This is a genomic window from Arthrobacter sp., assembly GCF_031179985.1.
Lineage (GTDB): Bacteria > Actinomycetota > Actinomycetes > Actinomycetales > Micrococcaceae > Arthrobacter.
On the sequence record NZ_JAPSHJ010000001.1, the window covers coordinates 66,768 to 84,112 of the forward strand.

Annotated in this window: 18 protein-coding genes and 2 tRNA genes; 1 reads left to right on the plus strand and 19 read right to left on the minus strand. The window is 62.8% G+C overall.

The window, feature by feature from the left end:
* Positions 1-338: 338 nt before the first annotated feature.
* The 7 genes from RIN13_RS00350 to RIN13_RS00380 are packed head-to-tail and all read right to left on the minus strand — an operon-like array spanning position 339 to position 5,605.
* Positions 339-470, minus strand: a complete 132-nt coding sequence (locus RIN13_RS00350; RefSeq protein ID WP_309105354.1) for a hypothetical protein — start codon at positions 468-470, stop codon at positions 339-341.
* A 40-nt stretch (positions 471-510) separates the two neighbouring features.
* Positions 511-1,251, minus strand: coding sequence for a hypothetical protein (locus RIN13_RS00355; protein ID WP_309105355.1), 741 nt, complete (start codon positions 1,249-1,251; stop codon positions 511-513).
* Positions 1,241-2,272, minus strand: a complete 1,032-nt coding sequence (locus tag RIN13_RS00360; RefSeq protein WP_309105356.1) for a vWA domain-containing protein — start codon at positions 2,270-2,272, stop codon at positions 1,241-1,243. Before RIN13_RS00360 ends, RIN13_RS00355 begins: the two co-directional genes overlap by 11 nt.
* A complete protein-coding gene (locus RIN13_RS00365; RefSeq protein ID WP_309105357.1) occupies positions 2,269-3,270 on the minus strand; it encodes a VWA domain-containing protein in 1,002 nt (333 codons plus the stop codon). The genes RIN13_RS00360 and RIN13_RS00365 overlap by 4 nt, the downstream gene beginning before the upstream one ends.
* Positions 3,261-3,725 (minus strand): hypothetical protein, encoded by a 465-nt coding sequence (locus tag RIN13_RS00370; protein WP_309105358.1) that lies wholly within the window; start codon positions 3,723-3,725, stop codon positions 3,261-3,263. The genes RIN13_RS00365 and RIN13_RS00370 overlap by 10 nt, the downstream gene beginning before the upstream one ends.
* On the minus strand, positions 3,715-4,590 hold the full coding sequence (locus RIN13_RS00375) for a DUF58 domain-containing protein (protein WP_375164629.1): 876 nt from the start codon (positions 4,588-4,590) through the stop codon (positions 3,715-3,717). The genes RIN13_RS00370 and RIN13_RS00375 overlap by 11 nt, the downstream gene beginning before the upstream one ends.
* Positions 4,591-4,597: 7 nt before the next feature.
* Entirely contained in the window at positions 4,598-5,605 is a 1,008-nt protein-coding gene (locus tag RIN13_RS00380; protein ID WP_309105359.1) for an AAA family ATPase, read from the minus strand.
* Positions 5,606-5,767: 162 nt separating this feature from the next.
* Here RIN13_RS00380 and RIN13_RS00385 point away from each other — a divergent pair, with 162 nt between their 5' ends.
* Complete coding sequence (locus tag RIN13_RS00385) at positions 5,768-5,971, plus strand: hypothetical protein (protein WP_309105360.1); 204 nt, start codon at positions 5,768-5,770, stop codon at positions 5,969-5,971.
* A gap of 7 nt (positions 5,972-5,978) precedes the next feature.
* On the opposite strand, the gene RIN13_RS00390 is transcribed toward RIN13_RS00385, so the two are convergent.
* From RIN13_RS00390 to obgE, 12 genes are all read right to left on the minus strand, one after another.
* The gene (locus RIN13_RS00390; RefSeq protein ID WP_309105361.1) at positions 5,979-7,184 is read right to left on the minus strand and encodes an ROK family transcriptional regulator; all 1,206 of its coding nucleotides are present in this window, start codon (positions 7,182-7,184) and stop codon (positions 5,979-5,981) included.
* 184 nt (positions 7,185-7,368) lie between these two features.
* Entirely contained in the window at positions 7,369-8,559 is a 1,191-nt protein-coding gene (locus RIN13_RS00395; RefSeq protein WP_309105362.1) for a methyltransferase, read from the minus strand.
* Complete coding sequence (locus tag RIN13_RS00400) at positions 8,543-9,694, minus strand: NAD(P)-binding domain-containing protein (RefSeq protein WP_309105494.1); 1,152 nt, start codon at positions 9,692-9,694, stop codon at positions 8,543-8,545. Before RIN13_RS00400 ends, RIN13_RS00395 begins: the two co-directional genes overlap by 17 nt.
* Before the next feature lie 207 nt (positions 9,695-9,901).
* Positions 9,902-9,974: transfer RNA gene (locus RIN13_RS00405), tRNA-Ala, on the minus strand.
* A gap of 187 nt (positions 9,975-10,161) precedes the next feature.
* Positions 10,162-10,234: transfer RNA gene (locus RIN13_RS00410), tRNA-Ala, on the minus strand.
* A 147-nt stretch (positions 10,235-10,381) separates the two neighbouring features.
* Complete coding sequence (gene rsfS, locus RIN13_RS00415) at positions 10,382-10,783, minus strand: ribosome silencing factor (protein ID WP_309105363.1); 402 nt, start codon at positions 10,781-10,783, stop codon at positions 10,382-10,384.
* A gap of 30 nt (positions 10,784-10,813) precedes the next feature.
* On the minus strand, positions 10,814-12,121 hold the full coding sequence (locus RIN13_RS00420) for a hypothetical protein (protein WP_309105364.1): 1,308 nt from the start codon (positions 12,119-12,121) through the stop codon (positions 10,814-10,816).
* An 11-nt stretch (positions 12,122-12,132) separates the two neighbouring features.
* Complete coding sequence (nadD, locus tag RIN13_RS00425; protein ID WP_375164636.1) at positions 12,133-12,747, minus strand: nicotinate-nucleotide adenylyltransferase; 615 nt, start codon at positions 12,745-12,747, stop codon at positions 12,133-12,135.
* Between the two features lie 55 nt (positions 12,748-12,802).
* On the minus strand, positions 12,803-13,048 hold the full coding sequence (locus RIN13_RS00430; protein ID WP_309105366.1) for a hypothetical protein: 246 nt from the start codon (positions 13,046-13,048) through the stop codon (positions 12,803-12,805).
* A gap of 80 nt (positions 13,049-13,128) precedes the next feature.
* Complete coding sequence (locus RIN13_RS00435; protein WP_309105367.1) at positions 13,129-14,484, minus strand: glutamate-5-semialdehyde dehydrogenase; 1,356 nt, start codon at positions 14,482-14,484, stop codon at positions 13,129-13,131.
* A 26-nt stretch (positions 14,485-14,510) separates the two neighbouring features.
* Positions 14,511-15,662 carry a glutamate 5-kinase gene (proB, locus tag RIN13_RS00440; protein WP_309105368.1) on the minus strand — a complete coding sequence of 384 codons (1,152 nt, stop codon included), beginning with the start codon at positions 15,660-15,662 and terminating at the stop codon, positions 14,511-14,513.
* Positions 15,652-17,241, minus strand: coding sequence for a GTPase ObgE (gene obgE, locus RIN13_RS00445; RefSeq protein WP_309105369.1), 1,590 nt, complete (start codon positions 17,239-17,241; stop codon positions 15,652-15,654). Before obgE ends, proB begins: the two co-directional genes overlap by 11 nt.
* Positions 17,242-17,345: the final 104 nt, after the last annotated feature.

Consider the following 17,345-nt stretch of genomic DNA (forward strand, 5'->3'; position numbering starts at 1 on the left):
GTTGGCGCGGCAAGCAGAAGAATCTTCGACTAAAGCAGCGTTAGCAGCGACCCACGTCCCCCTCCTGCGCAACGACGGTGTCCAGGAACAGGGTGGGCAGTCTACGCCGGAGCGCAACGAACTGGAAGAAAAGGACCACTCCCACGATGACCCCAGCACCACGACGTAGCCTGCGATCAGGAGTTTGTATACCGCCCATCCCCGCAGAACCCGCAGGACCCCCAGAACCAAGACAAGCGATGCCGCGAAGCCAATCGCAAACCCGAAAGGCAACGACAAACCCAATGCGCCGCGCCGGACAAACTGATTAGCCAGATTCTTCCCAACCGGAAAGATACTCAGATCACGACAATAGGCAGAAGGTTCTTGAGCGCCTTAAGGAATTCGTCGCTGAACCGGCTGAAGTGCTCCATCGGGTCCTTCTCCCGGAATGATCCCGTGAGTACCTGGTCTCTTAGTTTGCCGGGCAAGCCAAGAAGTGTCCACCAAAGCGGGCAGGACTTACCAATCTCACCACGGCCGGTCTGTGCCGGCGCCGTCGCTGTCGAGGTACTCATCCCTTTGCCGGCCGGTATTGCGTTCCTGCTGGGCTGCCTTTCCGCTGTGCTCGAGCTTCTGGAGCTGGCTCTGCCTGGACTCATCGGAAGGCTCGGGCTGCGCCTCGCCCCCGTCGCCTTGCTCCGGTTGCTGCTGGGAGCCCTGCCCGGATTTCTCCTTCAAACGCGCGTCGGCACGATTGAGCTTCTCACCTTCGCTGCCCTGCGCACTTGGCGACTCGGGAAAACACTCCGGTGGGGCTTCCTTGATCACGGCGAGCCCTTCTGCATAGAGCCGCGTAGCTTCAATGCTGTCCCCCGCCTCCAGCGCAGAGTCTCCCAGTGCCTCGATGGTCAGCACAAGGTTGACGCGGATCCGGCACGCGTCCGACGCCGGAGCTGCTGCCAGTGCCTCCGCGAACTTCCCACGCGCACCTGCATAGTCCTGTTCCAGCACCAAGGCGTCCCCGGCGGCAAAGAGTGCCTTGTGAGGCTCGAACATGTTGGCGATGGCCAACCCTGACGCAGCTGAAGCCACGGCAGCAGAATCGCCCCGGTCAAAACCGTCCGCCGCGGCGTTCGCAAGGGCTCCGAGGCTGAAGATTTTGGTCGCGACAAGCATCACCAGAAGGACTGGGACCGCAGACCACAACAGCAGCTTGCGCCGCCGCCTGAGCCGTTTCGTCCCGCTGGCGCCGGAATTCCTATCCCTCACGGAGCGGCCTCAGCATCCTCAGTTGCCCTACGACCAGGATGCCCTCGCGCAGCGCCAGCAGGAGAGCTGCGAGCGCCGGGATCCAGTACAACTCGGTCCGGCCGTCAAGAACCTGTGCGGAACGGTCCAGGTTGCCAGGCCTGGCATCCTGAAGCATCGGCGCCGCGGAAGCTCCAGCCGTGCGGTGAACATAGGGGACGCCGAGCTGGTCCGCAATTTTCCGTAGCTGGTCCTCATCAATTCTGGAGATAGCATCACGGGATTCGCCGCCACTCCGGTCCTTGATGTAGCCCGCTTCGGAGTCGTCAGCTGCGCCGGTGTTCTCCCTCATTTTTCCGCCTTCCGGGGTGCCGTATCCCAATACCGCCCCGCCGTCCACCAGGCCGGTCTCCACTCCTAATGGCGCTGGCCGCTCGGCACTGGTCTGTTCGCCGTCACCAAGGTAATAGACAATCCGTGGCCTTTCCGGATGGCTTTCCCCGGCCGCTTGGAGTCTGGCCTGCAGCACCTTCCCCGCCATGGTGACGCTGCTTCCCGTGGAGTAGTTTGTGACCTGGGGACCCAGTAAGGAAGTGACTGTTGCCAGCGCCGAAGAATCGACGGTCAGCGGCATCCGTACTGTGGCCGACGAGTCGAACGTGATGACAGAGTAGCGTGCCCCGCTGAGCTCCCTGGCAACGGACAGGATGTCCGCCTTGACTCCCTGCATCCGTGGCTCCGAGTTTCCGAAATCCTCTGCGACCATACTGCTGGTGGTGTCCACGACAAAGAAAACGTTCAGGTTGGAGGCGGCAGCAGTCAGGTGGCCGCCCGGCAATCCCGGACGAAGCGCTGCAAGGACCAGCAGGATCACCAGGCCGCCACGGAACAGCCAGTCCCTGACATCTGCCCGGCGGGTAGCGGCTCGGCCAGGGGTTCCGCTGCCAACGCTCCCTCTCGAGAGCATCCGGAAAACGAGCACCATGGAGGCCAGGGAAACCAAGCCCAGCATCCACCACGGAAAAATCGGACTGAACGTCATGGCTTCAGCCTCCATGAGGCCCCTGCGAGCACCAATCCGGACAGCAGCGCAACGGCGAGCGGTACCTCTGCCCGGTCTGCAACGACTGCCCGCGGCGACCCTTGGAACCTTGAAGCCTCAGTGGCCTGCACACGCTGGATAATGCCCGCCACGGCTTCGGGATCATCAAGAACAAAATAGCCGCCGTTGGTTTTCTCGGCGACAGACCGCAGCTGGGCTCCCGGCTGCCCGGGATCGCTGCCAAAATCGTAGTCGCCTGGATTTAACGCATAGATGCGCACGCCACTTTCCTGGGCCAACGCGCCCGCTTCCGCGAGGGTGAAAATCGGGTTTCCCGACAGATAGTTGTCGGTGGCCAGGATGATGGACCGGGACCGCGGCTGCGCAGCCCCCTGTTGACCGTCAGCCCCGGGGAAGCTCCGCACGCAGGACGCCAGGCCATCTCCGATGAGTGATGACCCCTCACCGCCCCATGTTCCGTCAAGGAAGCCAGCGGCCTCTGATTCCCCATCAAACGCCCGTCGGGCTTCCTCGAGCTGTTCGGCGACATACTCGTAGTCATCCGTCAGCGGGAAGACCTGGACGGCGGTGCTGTCGAAGATGGTCAGCCCTATCCGCTCGCCGTCGAACTCCTGAGCGAGGCGGCCGAAGGTCTCTACCACTGCCGAGTCGGCACTGCTCATCGACCCCGAAGCATCGAGGCAGAGCACGATATCCCGGTTCTGCTGTTCGGGCCGGACAGTGCTGCGCTCGGCCGGCCTTGCCGCTGCGACAGCACATGCGGCGATCAGCATCCCTGCCGCCACCGCCATTACCGTGACCCAGCGCCTATACCGCCGGACCGCCGACTGGTATTCAGGCAGGGCGGTGAGCCGATCGCCATAGGCCACCGGCCGCCGTCGGGCGTTCCCTTGCTTGTATCGCGTTAGTCCCCACCAGAATGCGGCTCCAGCCATTACCAGTGCCATGGGGAGAACCCACCAGAACGTCAGCTCCATGATCGGACCACCTCGCGGGCAATCTCCGCAGCAGCCGCCGGCGATTCCTGCGGATGCGCCGCGAACTCGCCAGGGTAGAGTCGCGCGATGGCTGTGGCCAGAGGGGGCGGGCCCTTCTCCTGCAACTCAGCAAGGGTCATCCGGGGAGCAGCGACGCCGGAAGCGCTTTGCACAAATATCCGGACCAGGAGACTGAGTTCCTGATGGGCCTGCCGTGCCGGCAACCGCCCGATGTCTGCGTCAGCGGCCACTTTGTTGATGCGTTCCAGAAAGTCCTTCTGCAATGCGTTCAGGTCCGGCGCCGGCAGGAGATGATTAGCCGGAGCCTGCGTACGCCTGGTACTCAGGAACACAAACAGGAACCACCCTGTTAGCAGGGCCGCCAGGCCGACCCCAAGCCACAGCAACCAAGGACTGTAAAGCAGCGGCCCGTAGAAGTCCGCCTTACCGTCCATGGCGGTGCCGTTCCAGCAGGGAGAAAATCGCAGGAACAACCTCATGGCTGCTTCCGGCGGTCACTTCAGCTATCCCCAGCCGCCGGAACATTCCGACCCGCCCGGCTGTCCGCTCGGCAGAGGCAAGCCCGTAGGCGCGCCTGACTTCTTCTGATCCCGCCAGATGGCTCAGGAGTACGAGCGAATCGGCGACGTCGTACTGCTCCCCCGGCGCGCCCAGGTCAGCATCACGTATGGTCAGCCACAGGATCTCGTGCTGCGCCCGGAGCCGTCGGAGCAGCTTCTCCATTCCTGGATCCGGGAGCAACTCGTCGGCCACGACGAACAGCAGCATCCGCTGCCGATAGTTCCGCGCCACATGTTCCAGCTGAACGCGCAGATCGCTCGGAGGAACGGACAGCCCCGCGCGGGAATGCACTTCGCGAAGAAGCCGTTCCAGGTGGGCCTCTCCACCCTTCGCAGGCAGCGAGCGTGAACCAGCCGAATCGCCGGCCACGAGCCCGACGACGTCGCGGTGGCGGAGGGCAAGATACCCCAGGATCCCGAGGGCCATGACAGCAATGTCCTTCTTGTCCTCACCGTCAGCCGACGTGGCTGCCATGTTTCGGCCTGTATCAGTCACCAGCAGCAGTGTCTGGCGCCGGACAGCCACGTAGCGCCGGATCAGCGGTGAACCGTGGCGGGCCGTGGCTTTCCAGTCGATGTCGCGGACTTCATCACCGGGAACGTAGGCCCGCAGGTCCTCGAAGTCGAGGCTGCGGCCCTTGAAGACAGAACCGTACTCGCCGTCGAGCATTCCACGGGCTTTACGGTGGGCGAAGATGGACAGCTTCGATTTCACCCGCTGCACCAGGCTGGTGGTCACGGTGGGCTCAGGGTGTCTGGACGGAAGCGACAATGGCGTCGATCACTGTTTCCACCCTGACCTGCTCCGCAACAGCTTCGAAGCCCAGGATCAGCCTATGCCTGAACACACGGTGTGCCAGGGACTTTACGTCCTCAGGGATCACGTGGTCGCGGCCGTCCAGCAAAGCGACTGCCCGGGCTGCCTGGCTGAACGCGATGCTGGCACGGGGGCTGGCGCCGAACTCGATGAAGCCGGCAAGCCTGGCGTCGATGTACTGGGCGGCATTCCGCGTGACGTAGACCAGTCCGACAATGTAACGCACGATCGCGGGATCGATGTATACGCGGCGGACCAACTCCTGGACCTCTGAAATCGCGCCCAAGGAGGCGGCTGCGGCAGGCTTCTGTTCATCAGTGAAGACCCCGGCATCGATCCGGCGGATAATTTCAGCCTCTTCGGCGGGCGTCGGATAATCCAGTACATCCTTGAGCATGAACCGGTCCATTTGGGCTTCGGGGAGAACGTAGGTCCCCTCCTGCTCAATCGGGTTCTGCGTCGCCAGCACGAGGAACGGCGACGGCAAACGATAGACCACTCCCCCGATGGTCGTCTGCCGTTCCTGCATGGCTTCGAGCATGGCGCTCTGGGTTTTGGCACTCGACCGGTTAATTTCATCCAGGAGCACGATGTTGGCATGCACCGGACCCAACTGGGTGACGAAAGTTCCCTTGGCGGCATCGTAGATCTGGGTGCCGGCGATGTCGCTGGGCAGCAGGTCCGGCGTGCACTGGATGCGGCGGAAGTCAGCGCTGACGGCGTCGGCAACAGTCTGGGCGGCAGTGGTTTTGGCCAGCCCGGGGACACTCTCAAGGAGAATGTGCCCTCCGGTCATCAGGCCGATGAGGAGCGATTCCCGCAGCCTGGCCTGTCCAACTACCTTCGCTTCAAAACTGCGGGAAATGTCCCCCATGATCTGCTTGGCCCGGGCAAGCTCATCCGGTTCGATCCTGACGGGCGCCGTCGTCTGAAGCACTGAAATCCCCCTGAAAGCTGCTGGTTGCCGTAGGGAGGTGCCTCCCCGCGGCGCGACGGCGGCATCAAGCGCCGCCACCGGCCATCCTATCCAAACGGAACCACCCATTTTGGGCAATGGGGACTACTCCCCATGCGCGGGCCGCAGGTCTATCCTGATGGCATGATTCAGCTTCCAACCAATTACCAGCAGTATCTCTCGGCACAGGATCAGCACGTTGTCGATGCAATCCGCCCCGTCCTGATGCAGTCAGCAGCCGACCAGAAGTACGGCGTACGGGTGGTCTACAACCCCGGAGCCACAGGGCACCAGGCCCACCTCGATGAGACGTTGCCCTACGGAACGATTATTGAGGACATCGACTAGAGCCGATTCAGCCCTCAAGCAACAATCGCTGTGAACGCGGCGCAAGGGTGTGCTCGAGGACCAGGCACGCGGCTCCCACGGCGCCAACATCCTCGCCGACGCCGGTGCCCACCACCTCTATGCCGTGGATCTGCCGGGCAGCGCTGCTGCTTTCAAGCAGTTCCGGGATCCGGTTCAGATAGCGCTCTGACAGGAGGTTCCAGAAGGGGCCGCCGAACACAACGCGTTCAACGTCGAGGGTGTTGGTGATGACCGCTACAGCCCGCGAGACCAGGACCGCCGACCGGTCAATAATCTCCGCCGCGGCACTGTTTCCTGCCTCCGCTGCCTCGAACAACTTGGCGAAGCTGTTCTGAATTGCAGGCGCCGCGCCGGAATCCCCGGCGTCGTGCTCCAGCACTCCCGCCTCCACTGCCTGGGCGACCAGGACTTGGGGGATGCAGGAAGACTTAACGCAGCCCCGAAGACCGCAATCACAGGGCGGGCCGTCAGGATCGACAATGATGTGGCCAATCTCTCCCGCGTTTCCTGACGTTCCTCTTACCAACTCATCATTGAGCACGATTCCGCAGCCGATGCCCGTGCCCATATACATAAAGACGAAACTCCCCGAGCCGCTGGGACCACCCGCCCAGGTCTCCGCTACAGCAGCGCTGGTAACGTCCTTATCCACCAGGGTGGACAGGCCTGTGGCCTCGGCAAGGGCATCACGCAGGGGTACCCGGTCCCAACCGGCCAGCAGCGGAGGGGCCACAACGGTGCCATGCTCCAGATCGATAGGCCCGGGAGCGGCAACGCCAAGTCCGGCAATTTTTGAGGCATCCACTCCTGATTCGTCCACAAGTTTCTTGATTTCGCCTGCGATCGTCGCAATCACAGCAGCGGGGTCGGATCCTCCAGGCGTGTTGATCTTGGAGTGTTTCACCACAGAACCCACGAGGTCCAGGACCACGAACGTCGTTACCGCGGGGTCAAGGTGAACGCCCACCGCGTACATTCCCGAAGGATTCAGCTGCAGGATCGTCCTTGGTTTCCCGGGTCCGTTACCCTCTTTACCAGCCTCGATGATCAGATGCTGGTCCAGGAGCCGACGCGAAATGTTGGAGATGGTCTGCGGGGAAAGTCCGACAATCTGGGCAAGTTCCACCCGGCTCAGTCCAGCTGTTGACCGGCGAATGGCATCCAGGATGACCGTGAGATTAAAGTCGCCCATCCGGGGCAGATTGGTTCCGCGCCTTGGGGACGGCTGGCGGATCTCAGTCAAGGATTCCCCTACACTTTCTCGGCAAATTTATTAGTGATGTCTGCATCGTACGTTACTCCCGGGCCTCCCGGCACGACCCCACGCGCAGTTGACGATCAGGTCTCGTGGACGCCGCAAAGTCGGTTGTCCGGTTTCAGTTTCGGCCTCGGGAAATGCTCCTGGCGACAGTGAATTTTGTGTTCCTTCCCTGCACCATTGTGCGCCCAACCAACCGCTCTAAAGCAGGTAAGTACGGCAGGTGGCTGTTGAAAACCGTCCACAGTTCGCCGCCGGGTTCCAGCACCCTTGCAGCGGCCTCAAACAGCTTGATGCCGGCGCCTGCATGCACGCTCGCTCCCAGGTGGAACGGCGGGTTGAGCAGGATGAGTCCGGCGCTGGCTTCAGGCAGTGATTCCATCGCGTCATCCTGCAGTATTTTGATGCGACCCGACAGTCCGTTTGCCTGAGCGGTGCAAGTGGCCGAAGCGACTGCCGCAGCGGAACGATCGGTCGCAGTGACCTGGGCGTCTGGATGGCTGCGGGCGTACATGGCCGCCAAAATTCCCGTTCCGCAGCCCAGGTCCACCGCATGGGAAGCAGAAGCCATTTTGGGAAGGAACGTCAGAAGGAACCTTGTTCCGATGTCCAGCTTGGTGCCGGAGAACACTGCGCCGTGGGCGCAGACAGTAATGCCGAGCTCGGCGTTCTCATCAACAATCGGATATGGCAGGGGCCCGCTCGGGACCTTGGGAGTACGCGCCACCAGCACGCGGGATTTCTGCCGTGCCAGCTGCGGCTCCACATCTTCGAAGCAGCGGGCAAGAACATTGTTCATACCCAGGCTCATGTGCTTGATCCGGCCGCCGGCCAGGAGAACCACGTCCGGTTCTGCGTAGCGCGCCACGGCATCGGCAGCTTCTTCGAGTTCGGCCAGGGTCCTGGGGAGCTGCATCACGACAAGGCGCGCTCCCGAGAGTAGCGAAGGACCAAGGGGCAATTGCACGAATCCATCGATGCCGAGGCTGGCAGCGTTGTTCCGCAGGGCTTTCTCACCCGTGACGAGGTCCTGGTGGACACGAACTAGGCCAGGTGTGGCGGCTTCCGCTGAACCTGGCGCTCCAAGGGGTCGTGCCGCTGAACGAGTTCGTGCCAGCGAAAGAGTGAGGGCCCCGTAGCGGTCGCCTATCACCGTCACATTGCCGTCCTCCGGCAGGAAACCGTCAGCCGCGTCGAGCAGCAGGCTGTCCGTGGCATCCCACGCCTGCAGGTTGGCGGCTTCCACATCGGGGAACCTGCGGAGGCGGTTCAACAGGGGAACGGCTCCGCTCTCAGTCGTGTGATTCATGTTGCCCTTCAAAAAAACGCACAATACCAGCGACGGCAGCCCTGCCCGCGCGGTTTGCCCCAATCGTGGACGACGACGGCCCATAGCCCACGAGGTGCACCCTCGGCTCCGCGGCCACCTGCGTTCCAGCCATGGCGATTCCGCCGCCAGGGCCTCGAAGGTGCAGCGGGGCCAGGTGCTCCAGTTCTGCCCTGAACCCCGTGGCCCACAAAATGACGTCGGCGCCGAGGTAACCACCATCAGCCAGACGGACGCCGCCAGGCTCAATCGCGGTAAACATCTGCCTGCGGTTGAGCGCACCACGCTTCTCAGCGGCCCTGAGCGTCGGCGTCCACAGAAGGCCGGTTACCGCGACGACGCTTTGCGGAGGCAAGCCCAGTTTGACCCGCTCTTCCACGAGGGCGACGGCGTCGTGGCCTGCCTTCTGGTCGAAGTCGTCGTCCCGCCAGACGGGCTCCCTGCGGGTGAACCAGCTGGTGCTGGTGACTTTGGAGATCTCGTCCAGAAGCCCTACGGCCGAGATTCCGCCGCCCACCACCAGAACGTGTTGCCCGCGGAACTCCTCTGCGGAGACGTAGTCAGCCACGTGCAGTTGCCTGCCATGGAAGGTGAACTGGCCGGGATACACCGGCCAGAAGGGCCGGCTCCACGTTCCCGTCGCATTGATGACAGCGCGTGCGTTCCACGATCCTGCAGAGGTTTCGATCCCGAGGCGCCCAAAGGGGTCAGCGTCCTGCCGGGACACGGTCCGCACTTTGACGGGCCGCTGAATCGCCAGGCCCAGCTGATGCTCGTAGTCACTGAAGTAGCGGGTGAGGAACTCGGAGCTTGGTTCTAACGGGTCCACTTCCGGTTTCGGGATGCCAGGAAGGTCACTGATCCCGTTGACGGTAGCCATGCGGAGGCTCTTCCAGCGGTGTCGCCACGCTCCCCCGGGTCCTTCTTCGGCATCGAGCACTGCGTAAGTCCAAGGTGCAGCTGGCGGCCTGGTTGACGGAGCAACGCTGGTAGCCGAAGCGACGCCGGTAGCCGGAACAAAACCGCGGCGCGCCAAATGGTAGGCAGCGGACAGGCCCGCCTGGCCGGCACCAATAACAAGGACGTCGGCCTCGACGTCCGGCTGGGTTGCGGTCAGACCTTTTTCACCACGCCCGATTTGAGCTGCATAGGCCCCACGCCGTCAACATTGGGCGTTCAGGGCAGGGTGGCAGTGCTTCATTCACCTTGCCATCGTAGTCCAGTGCCTGGCTGATGGCGTGCGGGTTGCTGGTCCAGGACGGGGCAATGAGACAAAGAAAAACCGCCAGAACCAAGGACATTCCCTGGTTCCAGCGGTATTCGGTGGAGCTGAGGGGACTCGAACCCCTGACCCCCTGCATGCCATGCAGGTGCGCTACCAGCTGCGCCACAGCCCCGAATGCCGACCCCATCAAGATTTTATTCTTCACGGAAGCAACTCGATCAGCTTAATGCACAAACTGGCGGGATGCGAATTCAACAGGAACCTCCCGGCCCGGATGGGCAGATCGAAATCACCGCCCCCGGAACGAGTTCCGGAAAACAAAAATCCGCCGGAACCTTGCGGTTCCGGCGGACATCCGGTGGAGCTGAGGGGACTCGAACCCCTGACCCCCTGCATGCCATGCAGGTGCGCTACCAGCTGCGCCACAGCCCCGAATTTTCGTTGCCCCTGCATAAATTCTACGGGTGAATCCGTCTCATTCAGCTGATTTCCTGTCCGGGTTTCTCCGGAGCAACTCAAATATCTTAGATCAGCCCTTCGGAAAATTCCAAATCGGGCATATTCATCGTTTCCGAGCGGCTACTCCGTATCGGAGGAGACAGCAGCTTTGGCCGACGTGTCATTTCCGAGCTGCAGATCCACCACCGGGCAGTCCTTCCACAGGCGTTCCAGGGCGTAGAAAACCCGGTCTTCCTCGTGCTGGACGTGGATGACAATGTCGGAGTAGTCCAGCAGCACCCAGCGGCCGCCAGACCTGCCTTCGCGGCGGACCGGGCGAAGCTCCTGCTTGGAGAGCTCCTCCTCAATTCCGTCAACGATGGCGTTGACCTGGCGCTCGCTCGGTGCTGACGCGATCAGGAACACGTCGGCGAGGGCCAGGCGCTCACTGACGTCCAGGGCAACGATGTCCTCGGCGATTTTCTCCGCCGCAGCTTTGGCTGCGAGGCGGGCTGTGGCGATGGATGATTCAGATGCAGTCACGGGACTCCTTGTAGTGGGTTAAAGCGGGGTTCAGCGGGTCAGGCCGCTGATAATCATGGTCACGCCGGCGATCAGGGCCACGATGCCAATGGCGAGTACAGCCAACTGAAGCAGGCGCAGGCGGTGGGCCCTGCCCAAGCCAGCAGTGACGGCATCCAGCGGTTCAAGGCCATACGCTGCATTTGCGCTGACACGCGGATGCTCAGTGAAATTTTCCTCAGCCTCTGCGTCCCAGGTCTGTGTCTGTCTGCGCTGAACGCTGACAGGGGTTTGCTGGGGAGCTGCAGGGGCTGCGGGGGCCGCCTGTGAGGATGCTGCCTGCGCCACGGCCTCAGCGCGAGCCAACACGCCGGAGCGACCGGTGATGGGACCGCTGCTGTTCAGCCGGGGGGCGCCCGGCTTTCGTGGGCCCGCCTGCCGTTCCGCCGGGACACGGGGTCCGGGGTGGGTCACCACCGGAACGTAGGACGTGGCCGGCTTCTTCATGACGGGGCGGTCGATGCCGGGAACGTGCACAAATTCGAGTGGCGTCACCATGGCAAGGTTGCTGGCTGCTGAAGGATCATGGCGTGGCTGCTGGGGCGCCGTCGCTTGTTCGGCAAGCTTCTGTTTCGCCATGGCACGCTTGTTGAGCACGGCGGCGCGCTCTGCAAGGGCAATCTGCTGGGCCAGGATCTCGGGGTCCACGGCCTCCGGATCATTCGCCGCGATGTGCTCCATTTTGGCCAACTGGTTCTTGGCCTGTTCAGCAATGAGCGTGCGTGTGGCCAATGCCTGCTCCACTGTCATGCCTTCCGGAACGTTCACACCATCTAAGCCGGCGTCCTGACGTTCGGCAGGCGAACCGGCAGCAGATTCCTGACGCCGCGACTTGTGTCCCTCGGCAGGCACGTTCGTACTAGCTCGTGATGCGGAGATCACGGGATTCGCGGCTGTTGGCGGAGAAGCCTCAGCCCTCAACTGCTGAAGTCTTAGCTGTCGACGCGTGGGTGGCCCTCCAGCTGAAAGCTGCTCTTCCTTCTCGGCCAATTCCTTAATCGTCCGCAGGGCAGCACGGTCCCTGGCGCGGATCTGGGAAGAACGCTCCGCCGATGTCCTGACCGAATCCACGGGCTCAGCCGCAACCCGCCGGACCCGGCCGGTGCTCCCGGTGTCCAGAGGGTCCGTGGCCGGGCTGTTCGTACCCTGGTCTTCGGGCTGGGGTACCGTCGGCTGTTTCGAGACAGGAGGAACGTGACCGGGTGCCTCTGCTCCGGCGTCACGGGTTTCGTTCAGACGCGCATCTCTTGCCTGACGTAGTTCACGACGGCTGCGGACGGGTGGCTGTTCCTGGCTCATTTAAAACTCATTCAGTGCTTGCTGGTTTGTCTGGCGGTGGATTCTGCGCGGTACTCGTGTCCGGGCTGCGTCCCGGCGTAGAGCCCGTATTTTGCAATGTATTGGACAACGCCGTCGGGCACGAGGTACCAGACAGGCTCCCCTGCGGCGACCCTGGTGCGGCAATCCGTTGAAGAAATAGCCATCGCAGGCACCTCAAGGAGGCTGACGTCATCGCGCCCCATTCCATCCAACTCATGGCCGGGCCTGGTCACTCCCACAAAATGGGCAAGCGACCAGAGTTCCTCGATGTTCTTCCACGAAAGGATCTGAGCCATGGCGTCCGCACCGGTGATGAAGAAAAGATCAGCGTCGGGACGCTGGATGTGCAGGTCGCGGAGGGTGTCGATCGTGTAGGTCGGACCGGGCCTGTCGACGTCGACACGGCTGACAGTGAAGCGGGGATTGGATGCCGTGGCAATGACCGTCATGAGGTAACGATGCTCCGGCTCACTGACTTTCTTTGTCATTTTCTGCCAAGGCTGCCCGGTGGGCACAAAAACAACTTCATCCAGGCCAAACTGCGCGGCCACTTCGCTGGCCGCGACAAGGTGCCCGTGATGGATGGGGTCAAATGTGCCGCCCATCACGCCCAGACGCAGACGGCGCTTCGCGCCGGGCTGCTGCAGTTTGGCGGAAATGTTAGTGACCTTGGCCGTGATCGTGCTTGTTCGGGTGCTGGCGGTGAGGATCGGCATGTTCTTCAACAGCTTCGTGGCGCCTGCCGAGGTTCGTGTAGGAGAGTGTCACAAACATCAGCGCTAAGAGGATGGCAAAAATCACCGCGCCGAACACCCAAGGCTCGGCCCACAGTGGAGCGAGCTCCTCGTGGCCGGCTTCGCCGCCGGCCGTGGCAGCGATGGACGTGGCGATCTGCTGAACCAGCATTTTCTCCCCTACTGAGTACAAAGGATGACGACGGCGGGCGGTCCCGCCGTTCAGGACTTCTGTTCTATGTTACAGCTTTGCTAGCCGCGGATTTGGCCCTCGCCCTGAACGATCCACTTGGTGGTGGTCAGTTCAGGCAGGCCCATCGGTCCACGCGCGTGCAGTTTTTGGGTGGAAATTCCCACCTCTGCCCCGAGACCAAACTCACCGCCGTCGGTGAAGCGCGTTGACGCGTTGACGATCACTGCGGCCGAATCCACCTCGGCGATAAACCGCTCCGCGTTAGCGAGGTTGTTGGTCAAAATCGCCTCAGTGTGGCCTGTTGACCACGTACGGATATGCTTCACGGCATCATCCAGGCTGTCTACAATTGCCACTGCAAGGTCCAGATCCATGTACTCGGTAGCCCAGTCATGGTCGGTGGCAGGGACGGTGTCAACCGAGGCAGGCAAAGCTGCGCGGGTCCTTTCATCGGTGTGAAGAGTGACACCTGCCTTGCGGAGTGCTGCTGCAACAGCCGGAAGAACACTCGATCCGGAATGCACCAGGAGGGTCTCCACGGTGTTGCAGACGCTGGGCCGCTGCGTCTTGGCGTTGAGGAGGATCTCGGTTGCCATCTCTTCGTCGGCGGATTCGTCGATGAAGATGTGAACGTTTCCTTCGCCGGTCTCAATGACCGGAACCGCGGAGTTTGCCACAACCGTCTGGATAAGGTCCCGTCCGCCGCGGGGAATCAGCACGTCTACACGCCCACGCGCACGCATCAGTGCATTCGCGCCTTCACGCCCGAACTCGTCAACTGTCTGGACGGCATCGGCCGGCAGGCCTACTGATTCAAGGGCGTCCCGCAGGATCTGCACCAAGGCCTCGTTGGTTGAGGCTGCAGCCGTTCCGCCACGAAGGATGACGGCGTTTCCACTCTTGAGGGCGAGGCCTGCGATATCGACAGTGACGTTGGGGCGTGCCTCGTAAATAGCCGCCACCACTCCCATGGGGACGTTAATCTGGCGCAGGCGCAAACCGTTGGGGAGCGTCTGCCCCCGCACCACGTTTCCCACTGGATCAGGCAGATTGGCCAGGCTTTCCAGTGCCGCGGCGAGGGCTTCAATGCGCTTCTCGTCCAGGGTCAGCCTGTCCAGCAGAGCAATTGAGGTGCCGTTGGCTTTGCCCGCGGCTACATCCTTTGCGTTAGCGGCCAGAATCCTGCCGCGGTGCTCGAGCAGGGCATCGCCGATGGCCCGGAGCGCCTTGTCTTTCCACGCACGGTTGGCGCGCGCCATGCGCCGTGCGGCATGGCGGGATCGGTCTGCGATGGCGTAGACGGCGGCTTCTACGTCGGCAGGCGTCAAGGGCGCAATTCCAGCGTTCGGAACCGGGGCAACCACAGCGGTCTCCTCGGAAATCGCAGGTGCATTGGGAATCAGGGCCTCAGTCATGGTTCAAGTTTAGGCGAGCGGACGGGCTAAACCAGCACCAGATCGTCAACGTGAACAACTTCACGGTCATAACCGCGCCCCAGGGCCTTCCCGAGTTCCTTCGTGGAGCGTCCCAGCATCTGGGGAAGTTCGGAGGCAGAGTAGTTAACGAGTCCGCGCGCAATTACGGTGTTGTCGGCCGAAACCATCTCGACGGCGTCGCCCGCTTCAAACTCGCCGTGGACAGCGGAAATGCCGGCAGGGAGCAGCGAGGTCCGGCGGTCCCGGACAGCCAGCACCGCGCCGTCGTCGAGAACCAGGCGCCCCTGCACTGAGGCGAGGTGGGCCAGCCAGAGGAGCCGGATGGGTTTCCGGGAGCCGTTGACGGAGAACCAGGTGCCGACATCCTCCCCGGCCAGGGCTGCGGCAGCGTTACGGGTGGAGGTGACAAGCGCGTGGATCCCGGAGCCTGCGGCAATTGATGCCGCTTCCACCTTCGTGAGCATCCCCCCGGTTCCTACTCCTGCCTTGCCGGCGCTGCCGATAGACACACCGTCAAGGTCGTGCGGGCCGGCCACGTGGGGGATCCGCAGCGCACCGTGAGAAGGCGGCCCGTCGTAGAGGGAGTCAACGTCGGACAGCAAAACCAGCACGTCGGCGCGCACGAGGTGGGCTACCAGGGCGGCGAGGCGGTCGTTGTCACCGAATCGGATCTCGTGCGTGGCCACGGTGTCGTTTTCGTTGACCACCGGAACCACGCCGAGGTTCAGGAGCCTGTCGAGGGCGCGGAAGGCATTGGTGTGCTGGCTGCGGCGCATGAAGTCATCGGCGGTCAGGAGCACCTGGCTCACCGTCACCCCGTGCGCGCCGAAAGCTTGCGTGTAACGGGCCATCAGGAGCCCCTGGCCAACGCTCGCGGCAGCCTGCTGGGTGGCAAGATCCCTGGGCCGTTTCGCCAAACCGAGGGGTGCCAGACCCGCGGCGATGGCCCCGGAAGAGACCAGGATGATCTCAGTTCCGGCGTTCCGTTTGTGGGCGAGGGCATCAGCAAGGCCGATCAGGGCTTCTTCGGAAATACCGCCTTTGATACTGGTAAGGGAGGACGAACCCACCTTGACAACAATGCGGCGGGCACCCGAAAGGACGCTCCGGTCAGGAACCGTTGAGGTTTTGACCGGGCTCACGGCCTTAGTCGTCATCTTCTGCGCCCAGTCCACTCTCCTTGAGCGGGCGTGCGGCACGACGGCCGCTCACGGATTCGGTCCAGATGCCCGCCTTGCGCTCTGATTCAAGTTCAGCCCGTGCAGCTGCCTTGGCATCCTTGCGTTCCTGTTGCTCATCGCGCTTCTGGCCACGCGTGGGGCGGTCGCCAATGTCGGCAAAGCGGACATCGGTGCCGCGAGGCGATGCGAGCAGCTCGGCACCGGCCATCATGGTGGGCTCCCAGTCGAAGACCACGCCGTCGTCTTCGCCGATCACGACGGTGTCGCCGGGCTTGGCACCCTGTTTGAACAGTTCGTTCTCGACGCCGAGCTTGGCCAGCCGGTCCGCGAGGTATCCGATGGCTTCCTCGTTGGTGAAGTCAGTCTGCTTGACCCAGCGGACCGGCTTGTCACCAAGCACGCGGAACAGCGGCTCCAGGTTCTTCTCTTCCCTGCGGATCTTGAAGCCTGCCTCATTGACGGCGCGGGGCCGCAGCACGGGGGCGTGAACCTTCGGCGGGGTGGCGGCCACGGTGTCACGGGCTGCCTTGACGATTTCGGCCATGGCGAAGCCCAACTGGCGGAGTCCCTCGTGGCTTGTCGCGGAAATCTCGAACACACGGTATCCACGCGATTCCAGCTCAGGGCGCACAAATTCGGCCATATCCTTGCCGTCCGGGAGGTCCACCTTGTTCAGGGCAACCAGGCGCGGGCGGTGGTTCAGGGGCACAACCTCGCCGTCGGTTCCGGCATAGCTCATGTCGACGGCGTACTTCTCAAGTTCAGCTTCAATGATGGCGAGGTCTGACAACGGGTCGCGATCCGATTCCAGGGTGCCGCAATCGAGGACGTGAACCAAGGCCGCGCAGCGTTCGACATGCCTGAGGAAGTTATGGCCCAGGCCCTTGCCTTCGCTGGCACCTTCGATGAGGCCGGGAACATCGGCGATGGTGAAACGGACGTCGCCGGCCTGGACGACGCCCAGGTTGGGGATGAGGGTGGTGAAGGGGTAATCGGCGATCTTGGGCCGGGCCGCAGACATGGCCGCGATCAGGCTGGACTTGCCCGCCGAGGGGAATCCGACCAGGGCGATGTCCGCGATGGACTTGAGTTCCAGGACGATATCACTGGATTCGCCTTCGATGCCGAGGAGGGCGAAGCCGGGCGCGCGGCGCTTTTGCGAGGAGAGCGATGCGTTTCCGAGGCCGCCGATTCCGCCGGCAGCTGCAATGTACTCTGCACCCTCTCCTACGAGGTCAGCGAGGACTTTGCCGTCCTTGGATTTGACCACGGTGCCATCGGGAACGGGCAGGATCAGGGTTTCGCCGTTCTTCCCGCCACGCCAGTCGCCCATGCCAGGACCGCCATTGGTCGCGTGCCGGTGGGGTGCGTGGTGGTAGTCCAGCAGGGTGGTGGTCTGGTGGTCAACACGCAGGATGACATCGCCGCCATTGCCGCCGTTGCCGCCGTCGGGGCCGCCCAGTGGCTTGAACTTTTCACGGTGAACGGAAACACAGCCATGGCCGCCGGTACCGCCGGATACATGCAGTACTACCCGGTCTACAAAGCTCGCCACGTGGATCTCCTCAGTGCTGATTTCCGGACGTCCGAAAGATGCCCAAGATGATTGTAATGCGGTTAAAACACCGGTGGAGCGGACCATATGGCCCGCTCCACCGG

What these genes read in the sequence shown, in the direction of transcription:
- RIN13_RS00360 (WP_309105356.1), bottom strand. Translation starts at nt 2,272, where the DNA reads ATGACGTTCAGTCCGATTTTTCCGTGGTGGATGCTGGGCTTGGTTTCC.
- RIN13_RS00365 (WP_309105357.1), bottom strand. Translation starts at nt 3,270, where the DNA reads ATGGAGCTGACGTTCTGGTGGGTTCTCCCCATGGCACTGGTAATGGCT.
- RIN13_RS00370 (WP_309105358.1), bottom strand. Translation starts at nt 3,725, where the DNA reads ATGGACGGTAAGGCGGACTTCTACGGGCCGCTGCTTTACAGTCCTTGG.
- RIN13_RS00385 (WP_309105360.1), top strand. Translation starts at nt 5,768, where the DNA reads ATGATTCAGCTTCCAACCAATTACCAGCAGTATCTCTCGGCACAGGAT.
- RIN13_RS00390 (WP_309105361.1), bottom strand. Translation starts at nt 7,184, where the DNA reads ATGGGCGACTTTAATCTCACGGTCATCCTGGATGCCATTCGCCGGTCA.
- RIN13_RS00395 (WP_309105362.1), bottom strand. Translation starts at nt 8,559, where the DNA reads ATGAATCACACGACTGAGAGCGGAGCCGTTCCCCTGTTGAACCGCCTC.
- RIN13_RS00420 (WP_309105364.1), bottom strand. Translation starts at nt 12,121, where the DNA reads ATGAGCCAGGAACAGCCACCCGTCCGCAGCCGTCGTGAACTACGTCAG.
- nadD (WP_375164636.1), bottom strand. Translation starts at nt 12,747, where the DNA reads ATGGGCGGCACATTTGACCCCATCCATCACGGGCACCTTGTCGCGGCC.
- RIN13_RS00430 (WP_309105366.1), bottom strand. Translation starts at nt 13,048, where the DNA reads ATGCTGGTTCAGCAGATCGCCACGTCCATCGCTGCCACGGCCGGCGGC.
- RIN13_RS00435 (WP_309105367.1), bottom strand. Translation starts at nt 14,484, where the DNA reads ATGACTGAGGCCCTGATTCCCAATGCACCTGCGATTTCCGAGGAGACC.
- proB (WP_309105368.1), bottom strand. Translation starts at nt 15,662, where the DNA reads ATGACGACTAAGGCCGTGAGCCCGGTCAAAACCTCAACGGTTCCTGAC.